The sequence below is a fragment of the Ursidibacter sp. B-7004-1 genome (assembly GCF_053654055.1).
Genome location: NZ_JBSIUP010000008.1, coordinates 1 through 18365 on the forward strand (window position 1 = coordinate 1; position 18365 = coordinate 18365).

The 18365-nt window shown below is 40.0% G+C and carries 21 protein-coding genes and 1 pseudogene; 15 read left to right on the forward strand and 7 right to left on the reverse strand.

Going from position 1 to position 18365, the window contains the following annotated elements; all coding sequences use genetic code 11:
• Window positions 1-193: 193 nt before the first annotated feature.
• From ACWIW0_RS03870 to argF, 3 genes are read right to left on the reverse strand one after another with little or no spacing between them, the layout of a single operon-like run.
• Window positions 194-340 (reverse strand): transferrin-binding protein-like solute binding protein, encoded by a 147-nt coding sequence (locus ACWIW0_RS03870; RefSeq protein ID WP_454452273.1) that lies wholly within the window; start codon window positions 338-340, stop codon window positions 194-196.
• Window positions 312-1070, reverse strand: a complete 759-nt coding sequence (locus ACWIW0_RS03875) for a transferrin-binding protein-like solute binding protein (RefSeq protein ID WP_454452274.1) — start codon at window positions 1068-1070, stop codon at window positions 312-314. Before ACWIW0_RS03875 ends, ACWIW0_RS03870 begins: the two co-directional genes overlap by 29 nt.
• Window positions 1071-1102: 32 nt before the next feature.
• A complete protein-coding gene (gene argF / locus ACWIW0_RS03880) occupies window positions 1103-2119 on the reverse strand; it encodes an ornithine carbamoyltransferase (protein ID WP_454452275.1) in 1017 nt (338 codons plus the stop codon).
• A gap of 171 nt (window positions 2120-2290) precedes the next feature.
• Here argF and rhlB point away from each other — a divergent pair, with 171 nt between their 5' ends.
• Together rhlB and ACWIW0_RS03890 are read left to right on the forward strand one after the other, a co-directional pair.
• Window positions 2291-3514: an ATP-dependent RNA helicase RhlB gene (gene rhlB / locus ACWIW0_RS03885; protein ID WP_454452276.1), complete on the forward strand. Its 1224-nt coding sequence runs from the start codon at window positions 2291-2293 to the stop codon at window positions 3512-3514.
• Window positions 3514-5001, forward strand: coding sequence for a helicase HerA-like domain-containing protein (locus ACWIW0_RS03890; RefSeq protein WP_454452277.1), 1488 nt, complete (start codon window positions 3514-3516; stop codon window positions 4999-5001). The genes rhlB and ACWIW0_RS03890 overlap by 1 nt, the downstream gene beginning before the upstream one ends.
• Before the next feature lie 784 nt (window positions 5002-5785).
• Here the strand turns inward: ACWIW0_RS03890 and ACWIW0_RS03895 are convergent.
• Entirely contained in the window at window positions 5786-6760 is a 975-nt protein-coding gene (locus ACWIW0_RS03895; RefSeq protein WP_454452278.1) for a phage portal protein, read from the reverse strand.
• An 8-nt stretch (window positions 6761-6768) separates the two neighbouring features.
• Window positions 6769-8544, reverse strand: coding sequence for a terminase large subunit domain-containing protein (locus tag ACWIW0_RS03900; protein WP_454452279.1), 1776 nt, complete (start codon window positions 8542-8544; stop codon window positions 6769-6771).
• A gap of 174 nt (window positions 8545-8718) precedes the next feature.
• On the opposite strand from ACWIW0_RS03900, the gene ACWIW0_RS03905 reads away from it, so the two are divergent.
• From ACWIW0_RS03905 to lysC, 9 genes and pseudogenes are all read left to right on the forward strand, one after another.
• Window positions 8719-9519 (forward strand): GPO family capsid scaffolding protein, encoded by an 801-nt coding sequence (locus tag ACWIW0_RS03905; RefSeq protein WP_454452280.1) that lies wholly within the window; start codon window positions 8719-8721, stop codon window positions 9517-9519.
• A gap of 13 nt (window positions 9520-9532) precedes the next feature.
• Window positions 9533-10561 (forward strand): phage major capsid protein, P2 family, encoded by a 1029-nt coding sequence (locus ACWIW0_RS03910; RefSeq protein ID WP_454452281.1) that lies wholly within the window; start codon window positions 9533-9535, stop codon window positions 10559-10561.
• The gene (locus tag ACWIW0_RS03915; protein ID WP_454452282.1) at window positions 10561-11214 is read left to right on the forward strand and encodes a phage terminase small subunit; all 654 of its coding nucleotides are present in this window, start codon (window positions 10561-10563) and stop codon (window positions 11212-11214) included. Before ACWIW0_RS03910 ends, ACWIW0_RS03915 begins: the two co-directional genes overlap by 1 nt.
• A 113-nt stretch (window positions 11215-11327) precedes the next feature.
• Complete coding sequence (locus tag ACWIW0_RS03920; RefSeq protein WP_454452283.1) at window positions 11328-11813, forward strand: head completion/stabilization protein; 486 nt, start codon at window positions 11328-11330, stop codon at window positions 11811-11813.
• Complete coding sequence (locus ACWIW0_RS03925) at window positions 11810-12016, forward strand: tail protein X (protein WP_157394223.1); 207 nt, start codon at window positions 11810-11812, stop codon at window positions 12014-12016. The genes ACWIW0_RS03920 and ACWIW0_RS03925 overlap by 4 nt, the downstream gene beginning before the upstream one ends.
• A 3-nt stretch (window positions 12017-12019) precedes the next feature.
• Window positions 12020-12229, forward strand: coding sequence for a phage holin (locus tag ACWIW0_RS03930; RefSeq protein WP_157394224.1), 210 nt, complete (start codon window positions 12020-12022; stop codon window positions 12227-12229).
• Window positions 12213-12740, forward strand: coding sequence for a lysozyme (locus tag ACWIW0_RS03935; RefSeq protein WP_454452284.1), 528 nt, complete (start codon window positions 12213-12215; stop codon window positions 12738-12740). Before ACWIW0_RS03930 ends, ACWIW0_RS03935 begins: the two co-directional genes overlap by 17 nt.
• The gene (locus ACWIW0_RS03940; RefSeq protein WP_454452285.1) at window positions 12725-13189 is read left to right on the forward strand and encodes a hypothetical protein; all 465 of its coding nucleotides are present in this window, start codon (window positions 12725-12727) and stop codon (window positions 13187-13189) included. The genes ACWIW0_RS03935 and ACWIW0_RS03940 overlap by 16 nt, the downstream gene beginning before the upstream one ends.
• Window positions 13101-13301, forward strand: a pseudogene (gene lysC, locus ACWIW0_RS03945) (Rz1-like lysis system protein LysC); the annotation flags it as partial. The gene ACWIW0_RS03940 and the pseudogene lysC, both read left to right, overlap by 89 nt.
• Window positions 13302-13347: 46 nt before the next feature.
• Here the strand turns inward: lysC and ACWIW0_RS03950 are convergent.
• Together ACWIW0_RS03950 and ACWIW0_RS03955 are read right to left on the reverse strand one after the other, a co-directional pair.
• The gene (locus ACWIW0_RS03950) at window positions 13348-13794 is read right to left on the reverse strand and encodes a type II toxin-antitoxin system HicB family antitoxin (RefSeq protein ID WP_157394226.1); all 447 of its coding nucleotides are present in this window, start codon (window positions 13792-13794) and stop codon (window positions 13348-13350) included.
• Between the two features lie 30 nt (window positions 13795-13824).
• The gene (locus ACWIW0_RS03955) at window positions 13825-14007 is read right to left on the reverse strand and encodes a type II toxin-antitoxin system HicA family toxin (RefSeq protein WP_157394227.1); all 183 of its coding nucleotides are present in this window, start codon (window positions 14005-14007) and stop codon (window positions 13825-13827) included.
• A gap of 83 nt (window positions 14008-14090) precedes the next feature.
• Between ACWIW0_RS03955 and ACWIW0_RS03960 the strand changes: the two genes are divergently transcribed.
• The 4 genes from ACWIW0_RS03960 to ACWIW0_RS03975 all read left to right on the forward strand — a co-directional run bounded on the left by ACWIW0_RS03960 (window position 14091) and on the right by ACWIW0_RS03975 (window position 18359).
• Window positions 14091-14309: a TraR/DksA family transcriptional regulator gene (locus ACWIW0_RS03960; protein WP_454452286.1), complete on the forward strand. Its 219-nt coding sequence runs from the start codon at window positions 14091-14093 to the stop codon at window positions 14307-14309.
• The gene (locus ACWIW0_RS03965; protein WP_454452287.1) at window positions 14306-14782 is read left to right on the forward strand and encodes a phage tail protein; all 477 of its coding nucleotides are present in this window, start codon (window positions 14306-14308) and stop codon (window positions 14780-14782) included. The genes ACWIW0_RS03960 and ACWIW0_RS03965 overlap by 4 nt, the downstream gene beginning before the upstream one ends.
• Entirely contained in the window at window positions 14782-15243 is a 462-nt protein-coding gene (locus ACWIW0_RS03970) for a phage virion morphogenesis protein (RefSeq protein WP_454452288.1), read from the forward strand. Before ACWIW0_RS03965 ends, ACWIW0_RS03970 begins: the two co-directional genes overlap by 1 nt.
• Window positions 15244-15782: 539 nt before the next feature.
• Window positions 15783-18359 carry a tape measure protein gene (locus ACWIW0_RS03975; RefSeq protein ID WP_454452289.1) on the forward strand — a complete coding sequence of 859 codons (2577 nt, stop codon included), beginning with the start codon at window positions 15783-15785 and terminating at the stop codon, window positions 18357-18359.
• Window positions 18360-18365 lie beyond the last annotated feature (6 nt).

An 18365-nucleotide genomic window follows, 5' to 3' on the forward strand; every position in this document is an offset into this window, starting at 1 on the left:
CCAATTGATTTTGCCTATTATCTAAGTAACGAAGCGGTCGTTTAGAGTGAAAGATTTACAATGCTCTAAATGACCGATTTTGCTTAACAAATAAAGGGGACAATGGACAAAATATACTTTTAAAACTAATAACTCATAAAAGGAGTATTAAAGATTATTTTGTCATTTAATCTTTTATAAGCTGTTAGATACTCTATTCTTTCTCTTGCTTTTTAGCCCCAAAAGTTCCACTAAACTTATCACGTTTATAGTAAATTCCGCCTAGTTCACTCGCTTGTGGTCCATAGAATTGACCTTCAACATAAACACCATCAAATCCAATGTTTAAATTTATCGCCATTAATTTCTGCAGTTAATGGTAAGGCGTTATTTTGTTGATCAAGAAGTGAAATAGCTCCCAGCAATTCTTTTTTCCCAAAGTCTGCGATAAATTCTGCAGGATATTCAGCCAATCGTAATATCTTATTTGCATCGTTATTATCCACATAAACCATAGTTGCCTGACCTTTATAATTATAAGCACCCATAGTTGGAACGTCTGTTGCTTTTTCACCTTGTGCAAAAATGTATACATCATTGCTGGTTACAGGTTGAAAAACACCGTGACGAGTATAGGTTAATTGCTGATCGCTACTTACTGACCCTTGTTTATTAAAGCCTACTTTATACCAGCCATTGTCATTAGGAACTGAACCTAATTCAATCAAAGGAATCTTCTTACCCCATACAGATAAATAATTCAAATCATTACCTTCTAAACTCCAAGAAAAATCGCCAGAATCTCCTCGTTTTGCGTCCAAACGATAACCTTCAACTCTCTTACCTGTTACTTCAGGTTCAGGCTTTGTTGTACTACTATCATTTGGTTTAGCTTCTGGATTTTGATGATTATTCTCAGGAGCTTTATTAGTATTCTCTGGAGCATTGTTAAGAGCTTTACCTGTAGAATTTGTAGAAGATGGTGATGAAGCTGAACTACTTCCATTTTCACCACCAGATCCGCCACCACCACAAGCAGTTAATACAAAAATAGATAACAAACTCATTGCTGAAATATTTGATAATTTCATAGATAATCTCCTCTATATAATTAAATCTAATACTAAATTTTGCCTAATGTCGCCACCATCACCGCCTTGATAGTATGCATACGATTCTCTGCCTCGTCAAACACAATAGAAGCGTCAGATTCAAAAACTTCATCGGTTACTTCTAAGCCATTCATTCCATATTTTTGGGCGATTTCTTTCCCAACTGTTGTTTGATCATCGTGGAATGCTGGTAAGCAATGTAAGAACTTCACATCGGGATTACCTGTTTTTAACATCAATTCACTATTTACTTGATAAGGTTTCATTAGATTGATACGAGCTTCCCACGCCGATTCTGGCTCGCCCATTGACACCCACACATCGGTATAAACGAAATCGGCATCTTTAACCCCTTCTGCTACGTCTTCCGTACAAGTGATTTTTGCCCCTGTTTTTGCTGCCATTTCTGCGACTTCATCAAGTAACGCTTGTTCTGGGAAGAATTGCTTTGGTGCAACTAAACGAAGATCAACCCCCATCAGTGCTGCACCTTCTACAAATGAATTACCCATATTGTTGCGAGCATCGCCTAAATAAGCCAGTTTAATCTGATTTAGCGGTTTGGTTGAATGTTCTTGCATTGTTAAAAAGTCTGCTAAAATTTGGGTTGGGTGAAACTCATCGGTTAAACCGTTCCAAACAGGTACACCCGAATAATCCGCTAATGTTTGGACTAATTCCTGCCCATAGCCACGATATTGAATACCATCATACATTCGACCTAATACACGAGCTGTATCTTTCATTGACTCTTTATGCCCGATTTGTGATCCACTTGGCCCGATATAACTCACATTTGCCCCTTGATCAAAAGCCCCAACTTCAAAAGCACAACGAGTACGAGTTGAGCTTTTTTCAAAAATTAATGCAATATTCTTACCTTTTAATGTCTGTTTTTCTGTTCCTGCTTTTTTATCTGCTTTCAGTTTTGCGGCAAGCTCAAGTAAATAACGAATTTCATCTGGCGTAAAATCCATTAAACGTAAAAAATGGCGGTTTTTCAGATTTGGTTGTGTGTTTGCTGTCATAAAAGCTCCTAATTATTGAAATTGTGTGAGAAATTATTAAAGATTCTACTAAAATTAACGCATTTATGGTATCTTCTCAAAAATTTTTTATCCTTAAAATCTGTGTATTTAAGCGGTGAGTTTAGTGAAATTTTCTATCAATCTACCCGCTTATCACAACGGGAGAATATGATGTCTAAACATCTTACAGAACAACGCTTTATTGATTTCCCTATTCACGATCGCGTGCTTGCAGCACTTGATGATAAAGGCTTTGAATTTTGTACGCCAATTCAAGCCAAAACCTTACCTTATACCTTAGTAGGACAAGATATTGCAGGGCAAGCACAAACAGGAACAGGAAAAACCCTAGCGTTTCTTGTGGCAACCTTTCATCACTTACTTTCTCAATATATTCCAACAAAACCTAATCAACCGCGAGCATTGATTTTAGCTCCTACACGCGAATTAGCCGTTCAAATTGCATCAGATGCAGAGATTTTGGTTAGCCATACTGAATTTAAACTTGCTCTTGCCTATGGCGGTGATGGTTACGATAAACAAATTCAAACGATTGAAAAAGGTGTTGATATTTTAGTCGGAACGACTGGGCGTGTCATTGATTATGTAAAACAAGGTATTATTGACCTGAATTATATACAAGTTGTGGTTCTTGATGAGGCAGATCGAATGTTTGATCTTGGGTTTATCAAAGATATTCGCTATCTAATGCGAAAATGTCCTTCCCCTGAAAGCCGCCTGACAATGCTCTTTTCTGCGACACTTTCTCATCGTGTAAGAGAATTAGCTTTTGAAGATATGCATAATGCTGAATATGTTGAGATTGAGCCACTTCAACGTACAGGTCATCGCATTAAAGAAGAACTATTTTATCCGTCTAATGAAGACAAAATGGCTCTCTTACTAACGTTGATGGAAGAAGAATGGCCAGAACGTTGCATCGTGTTTGCTAATACGAAACATAAATGCGAAGAAATTTGGAGCTACTTAAATGCAGATGCGCATCGTGTTGGCTTATTGACTGGCGATATTCCACAGAAAAAACGCCTTGCTTTACTTGATAGTTTTACTCAAGGTGATTTGGATATTTTAGTTGCAACAGATGTGGCAGCAAGAGGCTTACATATTTCTGATGTTACCCACGTTTTCAATTACGATTTACCTGATGATCGTGAAGATTATGTTCACCGTATTGGGCGTACTGGACGTGCTGGGGAAAGTGGCTCATCAATTAGCTTTGCTTGTGAACGCTATGCGATGAATTTACCTGCAATTGAAGAATATATTGGACATCGTATTCCTGTTAGCCAATATGATAAAGAAGCTCTACTCGTATTGCCAAAACCAACCAAAGAAAAAACTAAATCACATTCAACTTATCGTAAAGGAAAATAATGAATTATCCAATCGCTCAATCTAAAGAAGGCAAAGAGTTATCACTCGTTGCCAAAATGGCAAACCGCCACGGCTTAATTGCAGGGGCAACAGGAACAGGTAAAACAGTTACCTTACGCAAATTAGCCGAATCATTCAGTAATAACGGTGTTCCCGTCTTTCTTGTTGATGTAAAAGGCGATCTATCAGGTTTAGTCCAAGCGGGCAGTTTCCAAGGAAAAATTGCAGAACGTATTGAACAATTCCAACTGGGTGGTGAAGATTACTTAAAAGGTTTCCCTGTTTCTTTTTGGGATGTTTTTGGTCAGAGTGGTATTCCACTGCGTACCACTATTTCAGAAATGGGACCTATGCTCCTAGCACGTTTACTTAACCTAAACGATACCCAAGAAGGCTTGCTAAATCTAGTCTTCCGCGTTGCCGATGACAAAGGGTTACTGTTGATTGATCTCAAAGATCTTCGTGCAATGCTAAAATTTGTAGCAGAAAATGCAAAAGTATTCCAAGTTGAATATGGTAATGTTTCTGCTGCAAGTGTTGGGGCTATTCAAAGAGCATTACTAACCCTTGAAAATGAAGGTGCAACCAATCTATTTGGTGAACCTGCATTAGATTTAAATGATTGGATTCAAACGCGTGATGGTCGTGGAGTCATCAACGTACTCAATTCCGAAAAACTCATCAATTCACCAAGAATGTATGGTGCATTCTTACTGTGGTTTATGGCAGAGCTATTTGAACAGCTTCCTGAAGTTGGCGATCCAGATAAACCTAAATTTGTATTATTCTTTGATGAAGCACATTTAATTTTTGATGGTGCACCGAAAGTGTTAGTTGATAAAATTGAACAAGTTGTGCGTTTAATCCGCTCTAAAGGTGTTGGTGTCTATTTTGTAACACAGAACCCATTAGATTTACCAGAATCTGTATTAGGACAACTCGGTAATCGTGTTCAACACGCATTGCGTGCCTTTACACCGAAAGATCAAAAAGCGGTAAAATCTGCTGCTGAAACATTCCGAGCAAATCCATCAGTCAATGTGGTTGAAGCTATTACTCAACTTGGTGTGGGAGAAGCATTAGTTTCTGTTTTAGATGAAAAAGGTATGCCAACACCTGTGGAAATTGCCTATATCTACCCACCACAAAGCCAACTTAAACCAATATCAGAACAAGAGCGTTTATCGCTGGTTAAGCAAGATGATCTCTATCTGCATTATAGCCAATTTGTTGATAACGAATCTGCCTTTGAGTTGTTAAACCAACAAGTTCAGGCCAAGCAGCAAGCAGAACAACAAGCTAAGGAAGAAGAAAATAGTTTCTTAAATGGCATTTTAGGTAGCATTTTTGGTACGAAAAAGAAAAGTGAACAATCTATTGCAGAACAAGTTGTTGGTAGCGTTGCTCAATCTGTTGGGCGTAATCTTCGTAACCAAGTTACGAAACAAATTATGCGTGGGATTTTAGGGGCGATTACTAAAAAATAACAGTAAGTAAACTTACAATATAAAGGCATAGTGTCTCATCTCACTATGCCTCAGATTATTGACAAACAGTGTATGTAATTTTGAGGTGTAATGGGCTATTCTCAGATTTAGCGTTTTTAACTTCAGTAGCAGTTAGAGGTTTAATCACTTTTGGCATAATATAACTCCTTAAAACATCCCACAAAAATACCCACTAAAAAACTAGATTAAACTGGATTTTATTGAACTATTTCAGACTGTTATTTTACGCCAAAACATTGAAATTACTAGTTTTAGATTGTTTTTTAGATTAAATTGGACTAATCGGGATTAAGCTGTGGAGGCGTGTACCGATTTTTGATTTTTTAAGTCAAAAATAGATTGCAACTACATCGCAGTATAAATGTAAAATGACATTTCCCCGATGTTTTTCCCATTCGTTCAAGTCCGATCAAATTATGATATAACAATCATAAGATTTTTGCGTAATTCTGCATAAATTTGCGTTAAAAAGATCTGAATTGAAGATCCATTTGGGCTTTTGTGGGGCTTGTAAAGATCGAGTTTTTGCATTTGCGTAAAAACATACACATTTAGTGTGCGGGCGAGGCGAGGTCTTGACGGCGATTTTTTGGGGGGAGAATGAGTGAAAAAATCGTCTAAATTTTATTTTTCTGCTTTTGCTAAAAGATCGGTTTTGTATAATAAACTCAGGGAGGGCTATTTATTTAAAGGCAGATGAAAGGCTGTAAATTTTAGCAAGAAAATACCCGCTTATGAGCGGGTGGAATGTTGGAATGAGGCTTTAACTTTCTGCGAGTAATTCATAAGGTGTGAAGGTAATCACTTCTTGCCCTACCCATTCATTGATCTCGTTAAGACGTTGTTGTAGTGGCTTGATTTCGTTGATGAAAAAGACCTTACCTGCTTTCTCTATATCGCCAAAACCGCCTGTGTTATTAGGGATAATTCCCATCAGTTGTGGTGGAACACGATGGGCTGCAAGAATATCATCTCGGCTCGTATTTTTAATGTTGAGAAACTCATCTTTAGCGACCACATCAGACAGAGGAATCACTTTGATGCCATTTTCTTTACCATCGGGGGCATACAAAAATAAGTTCTTGAAATTGCCCTTTCCTTTGGCTTGTTTCAGTTGCTCTTTTAAAACATCGACATCCGTTTCATTTGCCATCGGGTCGGTCATATAGATAATACTACCTGCGTGAGCTCCATTCAGATAATACTTTCTACGAAACAGTGTGGCACTTTCGTTTAGTAAAGCCGATTGTAACGCCCCTAAATAGTCGGGTAATCCGTAGATTTCTTGATTGATGTCTGCTTGTTTTAAATGAAAGATTTCGCCTTGTTTAAATTCAAACTCGTTGAAATCGTTAGTAAGCAAATAATATTTACCTTGCTCTTTCCCACGTCGCATATATTTTGCAAGCGGTACGTTTAGTCGCATAATTTGCAAGGCTTTGTTACGTTCACGCTGCAAATAAGCATTGCCAAATACGAGAAAATCTTGCACAAATTTTTCTAGTTCAGCACGAGGAAATAGCGGTGAAGTTTGGCAAGTACTCATCAGAATGTTTTTCTTCACACTCAAGGCACTTTGATGATGAGCTGTTGCTTTTACGGCTTTAGCCAGACTGCTAAAGTCCACAGGTGGATTATAATATTTCTCAAACATCAACACCGATTCTAAATAATTGAGAATATCGGCACTGTCTAAAACGGGTAACGGCTCGCCTAAGCTAAAAAATTGTGTTGTCATCGTTCGTCCTAATAATCAAAAGGGATAATGGTACGAGTGGCTTTTGTGCCACTGTAAGATTCATTGAGCAAACAGCTCATAATCGCCCACGCAATATCACCGTGGCTAGCATCTGCGGAGCGGTCGGAAACATAGGTCATTTGGCGACCACTGCGAGTTGATTGTTTTTTGATGGTCATAAAACTGACGGCAATTTCTTTGCCATCGAATTTTAACCGCCCCTTCTGAATCAGATTGAGCGTTTTCATCACCATCTCATTTTTCAAATCCACGTTATACGTTAAGCCAACAGCACGAGGGAAAAATCGCTTCACATTCTGAAACACCCCATCGCCCATTCCTGTGCGGTCAATGGTGATTTTCGTCACATTATAAGATTGTGTGTAATGGCGAATTTTGTCGGCTTGTTGCTGATAATCCAAGCCGTGAAAGGTGTCATAATGTAACACCCGATATTCACCGCCTTCAACACGAGGTGGGGCAACAATTACTAACGCCGCTTTATCGCCTGTAAATGCAGGGTCGTAGCCAATCCATACTTCACGATTGCCAAATGGACGTGCATAAAATGGCTTAAAGTCTTTCCACTCTTCGTAGGAATCCACTGCACAACGTTGCAGGTCATCAAATTTAAAAATGCTTGAATCATCATCAGCAAATTGGCACATATAGAGCTGTTCAAATTCAGCCGATGAGTTCTCAAATTTGAGTTGTTCAATATCAAACAGATTACAACCGCCTTGCTCGGCATCATAAATATTCACAATTTGTCGCCATTGACGATCGGCACAGAATTTTCCGCCTTTTAAATTTTCGTGAGAAATATCAATTTCCACACGCTCATTTTCAGGGCGATCACGATTGAATGCTTTGCCAGACCAAAATTCATAAGCTGCACTGGCAGTCGTTGTCGGGGTGGAGAAATAAGTTTGACGATACTGTTTCTGTGATGCCATTGCTGAAGCTACTTTCCGCATCTCATCAAATTTTGGCACCCAAAAGATTTCATCAAAGTACAAATTACCGTGGTAAGATTGAGCCGTTGCCGAGTTCGTTCCCAAGAAAATCAACTCCGCCCCGTTGGGTAATAAAATCGTTTCGCCTTTCAGCTCCACATCGGCAGTTTTTCGGGCATATTGGGTAATGTAAGAGCGGAACATCAACGCCTGTTTTTTACTGGCTGATAGAAAAATCTGATTTCGCCCTGTTTTCAGTGCATCAATAAAGGCTTCGTGAGCAAAATAATAAGTCGCCCCGATTTGACGACTTTTTAAAATATTACGAATACGGTGTTTTTCGCCAGCTTGATACCAATGTCGCTGATACTGAAACATTCCTTGCATAAAACCGTTGATGAGCAATTCTTCCTGCTCAGGTGAAATCGGATTTTTATCCGCTGGCTTGCGTTCGCCCTTGTTGCGATTGCGAATTTTGGGATTAAGATCGCCTTCATTACCACCACTGTTATATTTTTGAATGCGTGCGGCATCTTTCATCTGACGCATTAAAAAATCCAGTTCTTTTAAATCACTGCCTGTTTTTACGTCTTTTTGCAAAAGTAAAATATAACGGCTCTCTAAACTGCCACTGACACGCTCAAAAATAGAGGCTTCGTCCCATTTTTGCCGTTTTTTCCAACTGGCAATAGTTGAAACAGGAATATTCAACAAACGAGAAATTTCCGTTAAAGAATAACCAGCCCAATACTTTTGTTGGGCTTCTCGTTGCGTATTGATATTGATTAAAGCGGTTACATTCTCAGAATTTTTTGCAAGTTCAGTCATTTCAAGGCATTAACAATAAATTTGGTGTGATTGTAGATATAGCCGTAGATCTCGCCCAACGCTCGCTACTGTTAAAAAACACATCACAACGCCCATCATTTGCCCCTAATAAAAAATCCTTTCATCATCACAGCGTTTTTAAATCCAGTTTATAACCTTACAACAGGAAACAGTATGGCAACTAAATCAAAATGGTTTGTTGTGGCAACGGAAGGGGCAACGACAGACGGACGCAACATTCATCGCTCGTGGATTGAGCAAATGGCAAAAAACTACGACCCTGAAAATACTTTTGGAGCGAGAGTGAATTTAGAACATATTAAAACGTGGTTCTATCGTGAAAACGAACCCCATTCAAAATGTTATGGCGATGTGTTAGCTGTGAAAGCAGAAGAACGTGAAGACGGCAAATTACAGCTATTAGCTCAAATTGATCCAACGCCTGAATTAGTTGCGTTGAATAAAGCTCGCCAAAAAATTTACACTTCGATTGAAGTTGATCCGAATTTTGCCGACACAGGCGAAGCGTATTTAGTGGGATTAGCGGTTACAGACGACCCTGCCAGCCTTGGCACAGAAATGCTGAGTTTTGCTAAACAATCTAAATCTAACCCATTTAATCATCGCAAAGAACGCCCTGAAAATGTTTTCAGCGAAGCGGTAGAAACCAGTTTGGAATTTACCGATGAAAAAGAAAGTTTCCTTGCCAGAATCAAGGCAATGTTTAGCCAGCAACGCACAGATAACGCAGAACAATTCAAGGAACACCAAAAAACCATTGAATTATTAGCACAGGAAATTACTGCTCATTCTGTACAGCTTGAAGCTAAGAATGCGGAAATCACAAAACTGACGGCTGATCTCACCGCTTTACAAAACCAAGTTGAGCTTATCGCCAACCAACCTGAAGCAAATTTCACTCCACGTCCTGAAATTACAGGTGCAGTGAAAGATGAAAACGGCAGATTTTTCTAATTAAGGACACATTATGCGACAAGAAACCCGAAAACAGTTTAACCAATACCTTGCAGGCGTAGCCGCCGACAACCAACTTGAATTTGACGGTGTGGCTCGTGGTGAAAAATTTACCGTTGAGCCAACGGTGCAACAAAAATTAGAAAAACGCGTACAAGAAAGCTCTGACTTCCTAAAAATGATTAACCTTGTTCCTGTCACAGAACAGCAAGGCGAAACATTAGGCTTAGGTTTAGTTAGCACCATTGCTGGCACTACGGACACTAATAGCCAAGATCGTGAAACGCAAGATATTCATAATCTCAATAAAATTGCCTACCACTGCCAACAAATCAATTACGACACCCATTTACGCTATGCCACATTAGATATGTGGGCAAAATTCCCAGACTTTGCGAAAAAAGTGGGGGAATTGAAAGCAGAACGCATTGCGTTGGACCGCATTATGATTGGCTTTAACGGCACATCACGAGCGGCAACATCAAATCGTTCAAGCAACCCATTATTACAAGATGTTGCAGTAGGTTGGTTACACAAAATTGAAACCAGTGCATCACAACGTGTAATGAGCGAAATTAAAGGATCGGGCAAAATTGAAGTTGGCAAAGAGAAAGACTACAAAACATTAGATGCGTTGGTCTTTTCTGCAGTGAGCGATTTAATCGCCCCACAATACCAAGATGACACCAAACTCGTGGCAATTATGAGCCGTGATTTACTTGCGGATAAATACTTCCCATTAGTAAACGATCCAAAAGCCACAGAGCAATTAGCAGGCGATACCATTATTAGCCAAAAACGTGTTGGTGGATTACGAGCCATTCAAGCCCCATTTATGCCAAAAGGCACAATCTTGATTACTCGTTTAGATAACTTATCCATTTACTACCAAGAAGGAGCGATGCGTCGCACCTTGGTTGATAACGCAAAACGTGATCGTTACGAAGACTACACTTCATCTAACGATGATTTTGTGGTGGAAAATTATGAAATGGTCGCATTGCTGAAAAACATCAAAATGGTGGATGCAGGGGACGAATAATGCGACCAACCAAAGCCCATTTTTTGCAAAAATCTGCCGAGCTTGCTCACTCGGCAGAGCAAACAAAACTGGAAGAACTGGACGCCTACGAACAAATGCTCTACCTACTGGCACGCCACAAAAAAGACCTCAAAGCCATAGCCTCAATGGAACAGCGAGCCAGCTATAAGAAAAGCATACTTCACCACTATTTACCCTGGATTGAAGGGGCATTGAGTGCAGGAAATGGCAAACAGGATAACGTCCTGATGACGTGGCAAGTCTGGGCGGTCGATTGTGCGGAATATCATCTCGCCTTACAAATTGCTGAATATGCTATTCATCAAGAGCTTTCACTGCCTGACGGTTTCAGCCGTTCGCTTTGCTCAATGCTTGCTGAAGAATTTGCCGATGCAGCGAAAAAAGCCCAAAAGGTGCAAAAGCCCTTTGAAGTGAGCTACTTATTACGAGTAGATGAACTCACCAAAGAGAAAGATATGCCTGATGAAAGTCGTGCAAGACTTTATCGTGAAATTGGCTTACTGCTTGAAACTGCACAGCCCGAAACGGCACTTAACTATTTAGAACGAGCATTAACACTTAATTTAAATGTGGGTGTGCAAGGCAACATTAAAAAGTTGCGAAAGCAACTCAACAAAGCTGACACCCCATAAACCGAGCAAACCTCGCAGCCAACGGGGCGGACGAAAAAAGCGAATTTATTCACCTTTGATTAGTCCCCACCCCGTTTTTTTATAAGCGGTGAGATCACACAGGATTTTTGCAAATGGAAAATGTCATCACCATTCCTAAAACAGCCAAGGTTGCCGATAAATCAGCCATTGAGCCAACAAACGAATATATCCGCAATAACGGTTTTTTCCCTGACATCTCGCTAAGTGACGTTCGCAACGCAATGCGAGCAGACGGCACTGTGACGGAAAACCGCTTAAAAAATGCAGTGATAGAAGCGATTACGAGTGTCAATCAAGAGCTAAAACCTTTAATGCAAAAATCCAAGGTTTCCGCTTTAGATGAAATCGACAGCGAAGAAATTGCAGGTGAAAGCCTACTCATTCATCGCTACAAACGAGCGGTTTATTGCTTGGCAATGGCAAATCTCTACGAACGCTACCGCAGTTTTGATAGCACCAAAGAAGGAGCAGATAAAGCCCAAGAGTATGAAAATTCCGTTGATGATTTAAGGCGTGATGCTCGTTTTGCCATTCGAGATTTACTCAATATCAACCGTTGGACATCGGAGCTAATATGAAACTCATCGCCCATCAAGACGACACACTCGACAGCGTACTGTATCGCCAATATGGACGAACCGCAGAGCTGGTGGAAATTGCCCTAAAACTCAATCCACAGCTTGCTCATCAACCCATACTTAACTTAGGGCAAGAAATTGAGATGCCTGACACACTCCCAACTCAGCAGGCAATCAAAGCGACTATTCAGCTATGGAATTAGCCAATGAACAAACAGGACTCAACATCACTCTTTGGAGCGTTTATCACTGTTCTTACCAGCCTAACCCTGTCTGATTGGGGCGTTATCTTAGGCATTATCTTTGGTGCAAGCACCATTTTAATGAACTGGTATTACAAAGAACGAGAAATCAAGCTCAAAGAAAAATACTACCAAAAACAGCTAAAGGATCTTGATGATGAACAAAAACCTTAAATATGGTGCAGCAGGCTTAATTTGCTCAATCGCAGGTGTTATCGCCTTAGTTAAACAACAGCCCGATATTCGCACCAGCGAACAAGGGCTTGCCATTATCGGCAATGCTGAAGGGTGCAGACGAGAACCTTATTATTGCCCTGCTAATGTACTTACCGTTGGCATCGGCTCAACCGAAGCAAGCGGTCAGAAAATCGAATTAAATCGCAAATATAGCGATCAGGAAATTGCAGAACGCTGGGCAAACGACATTCGCCTTGCAGAACAGTGCGTTAATCGCTACGGCAACGGCAGAAATATGCCACAAGGGGCATTTGATGCAATGGTGTCGCTTACTTTCAATGTCGGTTGTGGGGCAATGCAAAAATCCACCCTATTTCGCCTTGCACAAACAAAATATAGCCCCGAAATGTGCGAACAGTTTCCACGTTGGAACAAAGCAGGCGGAAAAGTGCTGAAAGGCTTAACCATCAGACGAGAAAAAGAGAGAGCATTATGTTTAGCCAAGTAGCCCGATTATTTATCGCCCCTAGTTTTAACAAAGCAATGAGCATCGCTTTGATGATTGGTGTACTCATTAACGCTTTTTTATGCTACGAACGCAAAGTGCTACAAGCCCAAAACCAAGCTAAACAAACTGAAATTGCCCTGGTGAGATCGGACAATCAAAATCTAGCCAATCAGCTCGAACTGGCACAAAACCACATTCAACAATACCAACAACAGATTGAGAAACTACATCAACAAGTATTAGCCAAACTCAATCAAGCTGAGGAACGCACCAATGAAATTATTCAAGAACTGGACAACGTTAAAAACTGGCGTGATCAGCCTATCCCTAATGGCATTGGCAGGTTGCTCAACCAACGAAGCGGTACATTATCGAACTATCAAACCGCTCCCACTGGCTTGCCCACCAAGCCAACAGTGCCAAATGCCCAAGTTCCAGCTAAAAAATAACGGTGATCTTGTCATTGTTTTAGATAAAGCCCTCACAACCATTGAATTTTGTCAAATTGAGCTAAAAAGCTGGGCGGAATGTGTAGAGGTGTACAATCGGAATTTGAAATAAAGAAAAACTACGCTCAATCGGGGAGCTATTGAGCGTAGGGGGATTGCTACATTTCCTGATTGGAATGTGCGTATAGCTCTCGATGAGCTGCAGTAGCAAGAAAATGGCTACGGTCTTTATAGTAAGGCATTGATGCTACTCGGCGATCAATACGACTTAAAAGATGTTGTGGCATTGTGATGTTGATACGTTGTTTTGAACCAAGATATTCAGTGACATCAATATCCACTAATAGCCAAGTATCAAAATCGGCATATTCGGGATCGTTTTTGTAATGAGTAACGCCTTTATCTTTAAGTGTTGTGAGATCGAAACCATCTTCAGCCATACTTTCAATCATCATTGTGATTGCTTCGCTTACCATTGGAAGTAAGTCTTCGACTTCATCGGCAGCACTAAAGCAACCATAATCAAGCTGGCAAAGGGCTGGAACAATCATTCCATAGGCTTGGTTTTCGTTATCTGGGGTTTCAACACCAACAGTAAAAATCATTTGTAAGCTCCTTGTTAAGCTCGGCGGAGCTTAAAGCCCCGCCGATTTTTTGATGGATTTTAAAGTTCCGATTTTGATGTCTTCGTTCGGATGAGCAACTGGGAAGGTCTTTCCTGTTTTTGGTGAGTACCAAATCTGATGAGACCCTTTGCCCTGCCTAACGAGATAACAACCGTTAGCTTTAAGCTCCTTGATTAAGTCACGTGAGTGCATGCTTCCTCCTGTTATCTTAATCAAGGTTAATTATATACACATTTACACATAATGCAAGTATTATTTATTTAAACGGAGAAAAAATGCAAGACCAAATCGACAAAGCCAATGAATTAGCGGAAAAAGAGCGAGAATTTGCACTCGCAAAACTACGCAATAAACCGACCGCTTGCAGTTTAACGCACTGCCAAGATTGTAACGAAGTGATCCCCGAAGCTCGCAGAAAGCACGCAATGGGTTGCACACGTTGCATCGACTGCCAACAAATTTACGAACACAAAGCCAAAGGTTACCGCAAATGATCAAACCCGAACGCCTACGCAAACTACTCACACAAAGTATTCCCTACTTTGCCAATAACCCTGAGCAACTCCAGCTGTTTTACAGCAACGGTAAAATTCAGACCACAGGGGCGAACTCCTTGAGCTATCAGTATCATTACGAGTTAGAGATTATCGTTACTGATTTTCCTGACCACCCTGATTTACTGTTTGTACCTGTAATGGAATTTGTGCGAGAGCAACAATCTGAGCTAATCTACAACCCAAATAGCCAAGATAAAATTAGCTTTGAGATTGACCCAAACAACAACGCCACTCACGATATTTACATCAAAATCCCATTAACCGAACGTGTCATCGTGCAACAACAAGGCGAGGAATATCAGGTTTACCACGCCAACGAACCACAGCCGACAGACTGGCAACCGATTGAAAAAATCACCATTTTTGTTAAAGGCGAGAAAGAGTATGAGCGAACAGCACTGGAGCAATAATGGCAAACGATGATATGTTACAAGCGAAAGCGGCATTTGATGGATTATTGCAGAATATCAGCAAATCACGCCGTCATTTACTCTACCAACAAATTGGGCGAGAGCTGGCAAGAAGCCAACGCAGACGGATTAAAGCACAACAAAACCCAGACGGCACTGCCTTCGCCCCACGCAAACCACAAAAAAGCCGAAAAGGGAGCATTAAACAGCAAGCAATGTTCCGTAAAATCGCCACCCCCCGATTTATGAAGTTACGCAGAACAGCCGAAGGCATTGAATTAGGTTATAGCGGAAGTGATGCCAACATTGCCAATGTTCACCAGTATGGCTTGCGTGCAAGAGTTAATCGCCGAGCAGATTGGAAAGTAAAATATGAACAACGGGAATTATTAGGCTTTAGTGATGAAGATATACAGATGATTGAAGATTTGGTGATTAAGGCGTTAGCTGATGGGACGTAAAAAAGCGGTCGAAAGTGACCGCTTGTAACTAGATTTCTGTCCTTCGAGAGAATAATTTAATAGTCCCTTCTAGTATGGCAATTATAATCATAATGAAAGGAGAAAAGAACAATGAGATTACACAAGCACTGACAACAGAAATAAGCAACCAAAATATAATGCTGATTTCAGATAATGAGTAAAGAGCATAACACATTATAGGAGTCATAATAAAAAGCCAAAGGTAAATTACTACCTCTTCAATATTATCAATAGCCCACATAACAGCTCCTTTAATTAAATTACTTATCTAAGGAAATAATATGAGTAAAGATTTAAAAATTCAAGTGCAATTATCTGCGATGGGTAAATTGTCAGGTAAACAAGCAGCCAAATTGACTGTTTTTAGGATTTGAGAAGTTTAATACCACAAAGTATCAATAAACATAAGAATTGCACCAGCAATAGCGAGCCAACCACAAATATCAATAAACAATAAGAGCATTTTAGTACATTCTCCATTTTGTATTTATAGGATCACTAACATCTAAGGACATAATATGAGTAAAGATTTAAAAATTCAAGTGCAATTATCCGCAATGGATAAATTAACCGCTCCATTTAGAAATGCTCAATCGGCAGTGAGCAAATTATCTCAGTCACTAAAGCATAATCGAGGCGTGTTCTCTGAGTTAAAGAAATCCTATGAGCAAAACGAAGCTCAAATCAAAAAATATGCGAATACGCTAAATCCACTCAAAGCAAAATTAAGTGAAAATAATGCCTCACTTAAAAAAGCCTATGCCGAAGTTAGACGTATGGAAAATGCAATGAAAGGAATGGCAAATCCGACTGTGGACTTTGTCAGAAAGTTGGAAAAAGCAAAAAAAACTGTCGTCGGCTTAAAACAAGAGCAAGAAAAAACAACTAAAAAGCTCAAAGAAGTTCGTACTGAATTTGTAAAAAATGGTTTTAACGCTTCAGAAATGGCAAATAAGCAGAGTGCTTTACGTCGAAGTATGAAAAGCACAAACGATGAAATTAATATACAAAAAATTAAATTAGAAAAACTGAATGCGATCAAAATTAGTAATCAAAAATTCAGAGCTAATGTAGAACATCTTAAGGATAAAAGCGAGCGTTTTCAAAATTTAGGACAACGTTCAATTATCACTGGAACAGCATTAGCCGCACCTGTTGTTGGAATGGGTAAGGGAGTGGCAAGTATGGCACAAACAGCAGGAAAGTTTGAACAATTCAAAATGATCCTTGAAACAGTGGAAGGCTCTAGTGAAAAAGCCAATAAAAGTTTTGAGTGGGTTAAACAATTTGCGGTAGATACACCAGCTAATTTAGATGATGCAATGGAAGCCTTTGTTAGGTTAAAAGCCTATGGTCTAGATCCAACAAACGGCTTAATGCACACATTATCTGATACTTCTGCAGCAATGGGTAAACCTGTTATGCAGGTGGTGGAAGCGATTGCAGATGCTGTTACAGGCGAGAATGAACGTTTAAAAGAATTTGGGATTAAAGGCTCTGCCGTCAAAGGAACAAACTTTATCGAATATAGTTATACCGATAAAGATGGTAAGCAACGAGTAGCAAAGGTAGATAAAAACAATCGTAAACAAATTGAAAGTACCCTACAAGCCATTTGGAATGAAAAATACAAAGGTGCAGCCGAAAAGCAATCAAAAACCCTATTGGGGATTTGGTCTAAAGTGGGCGATGTGTGGACAAACTTTCAAATGCAAGTAATGCAAACAGGGGCTTTTGATTGGATTAAAAATAAACTCCAAGGCGTATTAAATACCCTAGATACAATGCAACAGAATGGTGAATTGCAAAAGTGGGCGGAAGCATTTGGTACTGTTATTATGGAAGTAGCTCAAGGTTTATGGGCATTTGGAGAGGCTATTTTCTCAGTGATAAAGAATGTCGCTGAATTTGCTAAGGAAAATAAAGGTATTATCGCTAGTACAATAAAATGGATGGGACTATTAGGTGGTACTCTCATTATTTTAGGGGGATTTAGCACTATCCTTAGTTTTATTTTGTACCCCATTGGGCGTTTACTTTTATATTTTACTAAACTAGGTTCAGTCTTAAATATCAGCAAAGCCCTACTCTTTGGCAAAACCCTAGCAGATGGATCACAGAAAGCAGGATTATTTGCCAAAGCAGGTAATTTATTAAGTCGAGTGTGGAAAGCAATCCCTAGTGTCTTTTCTAATGTATTAAAAGTGGGACGTTTCTTATTTTCTGGGCTGATTACGGGTATTCGTATGGTAGGTATTGCTTTTGCAGCAAATCCTATCGGGGCTGCAATTACTATTGTACTTGGTATTTTAACCTTACTTTATCTTAACTGGGATAAGGTAAAAAATGCCATTGGCACAGCGTGGGATTGGCTTAAAACTAAATTTGCAGATAGTTGGTTTGTTCGTGCAATCGAAGGCATTATCTTCGCTGTAAACAACTGGGATTTGGTTGTTAATACTGTCATTAAGTCTATTGGTGATAAATTTGACAGCTTGAAAAAGAAAATCACAGAATTATGGGACGGTATCGGTAAATCCATCACCAATGCTTTTAACAGTGCGATGGAGTTTCTAGGGTTAGAAACTCGGATTAACGGTGTTAGTGATGGTGTGGCAAAGGCAGCAACCACCATTGTTAAACCTGCTCACGCTAAACAAATTGAAGAAACCGCAAAAATGGCTGCAAATACTGGCTTTTCAAGTGGTGGCTACACAGGCAACGGGGGTAAATATGAGCCTGCAGGTATTGTGCATCGAGGCGAATATGTAATGACCAAAGAAGCCACCGCACGCTTAGGCGTGGCAAATCTCAACCGCTTAAATTACGGTGGAATGGGAGTCATTGCCACAATGGCAGGAGCGGTCGCAATGGCTCAACCAATGCCTGCAATTCAAGTGGATAATCGTCCACCGATTGCGACAGCCCAACACGCTAAACCTAGCCAAGCGGTTAGTCAGCATATCCAAATTACGATTAACGCAAGCCCAAACCAAAACGAAGCAGAAATCGCCCGACAGGTACAAAAAGCCTTAGAGCAAGCTCAACGCAGTGCCGAAGCCCGAACCCGTAGCAGTTTGCGAGATCGGGGTTAATTGACA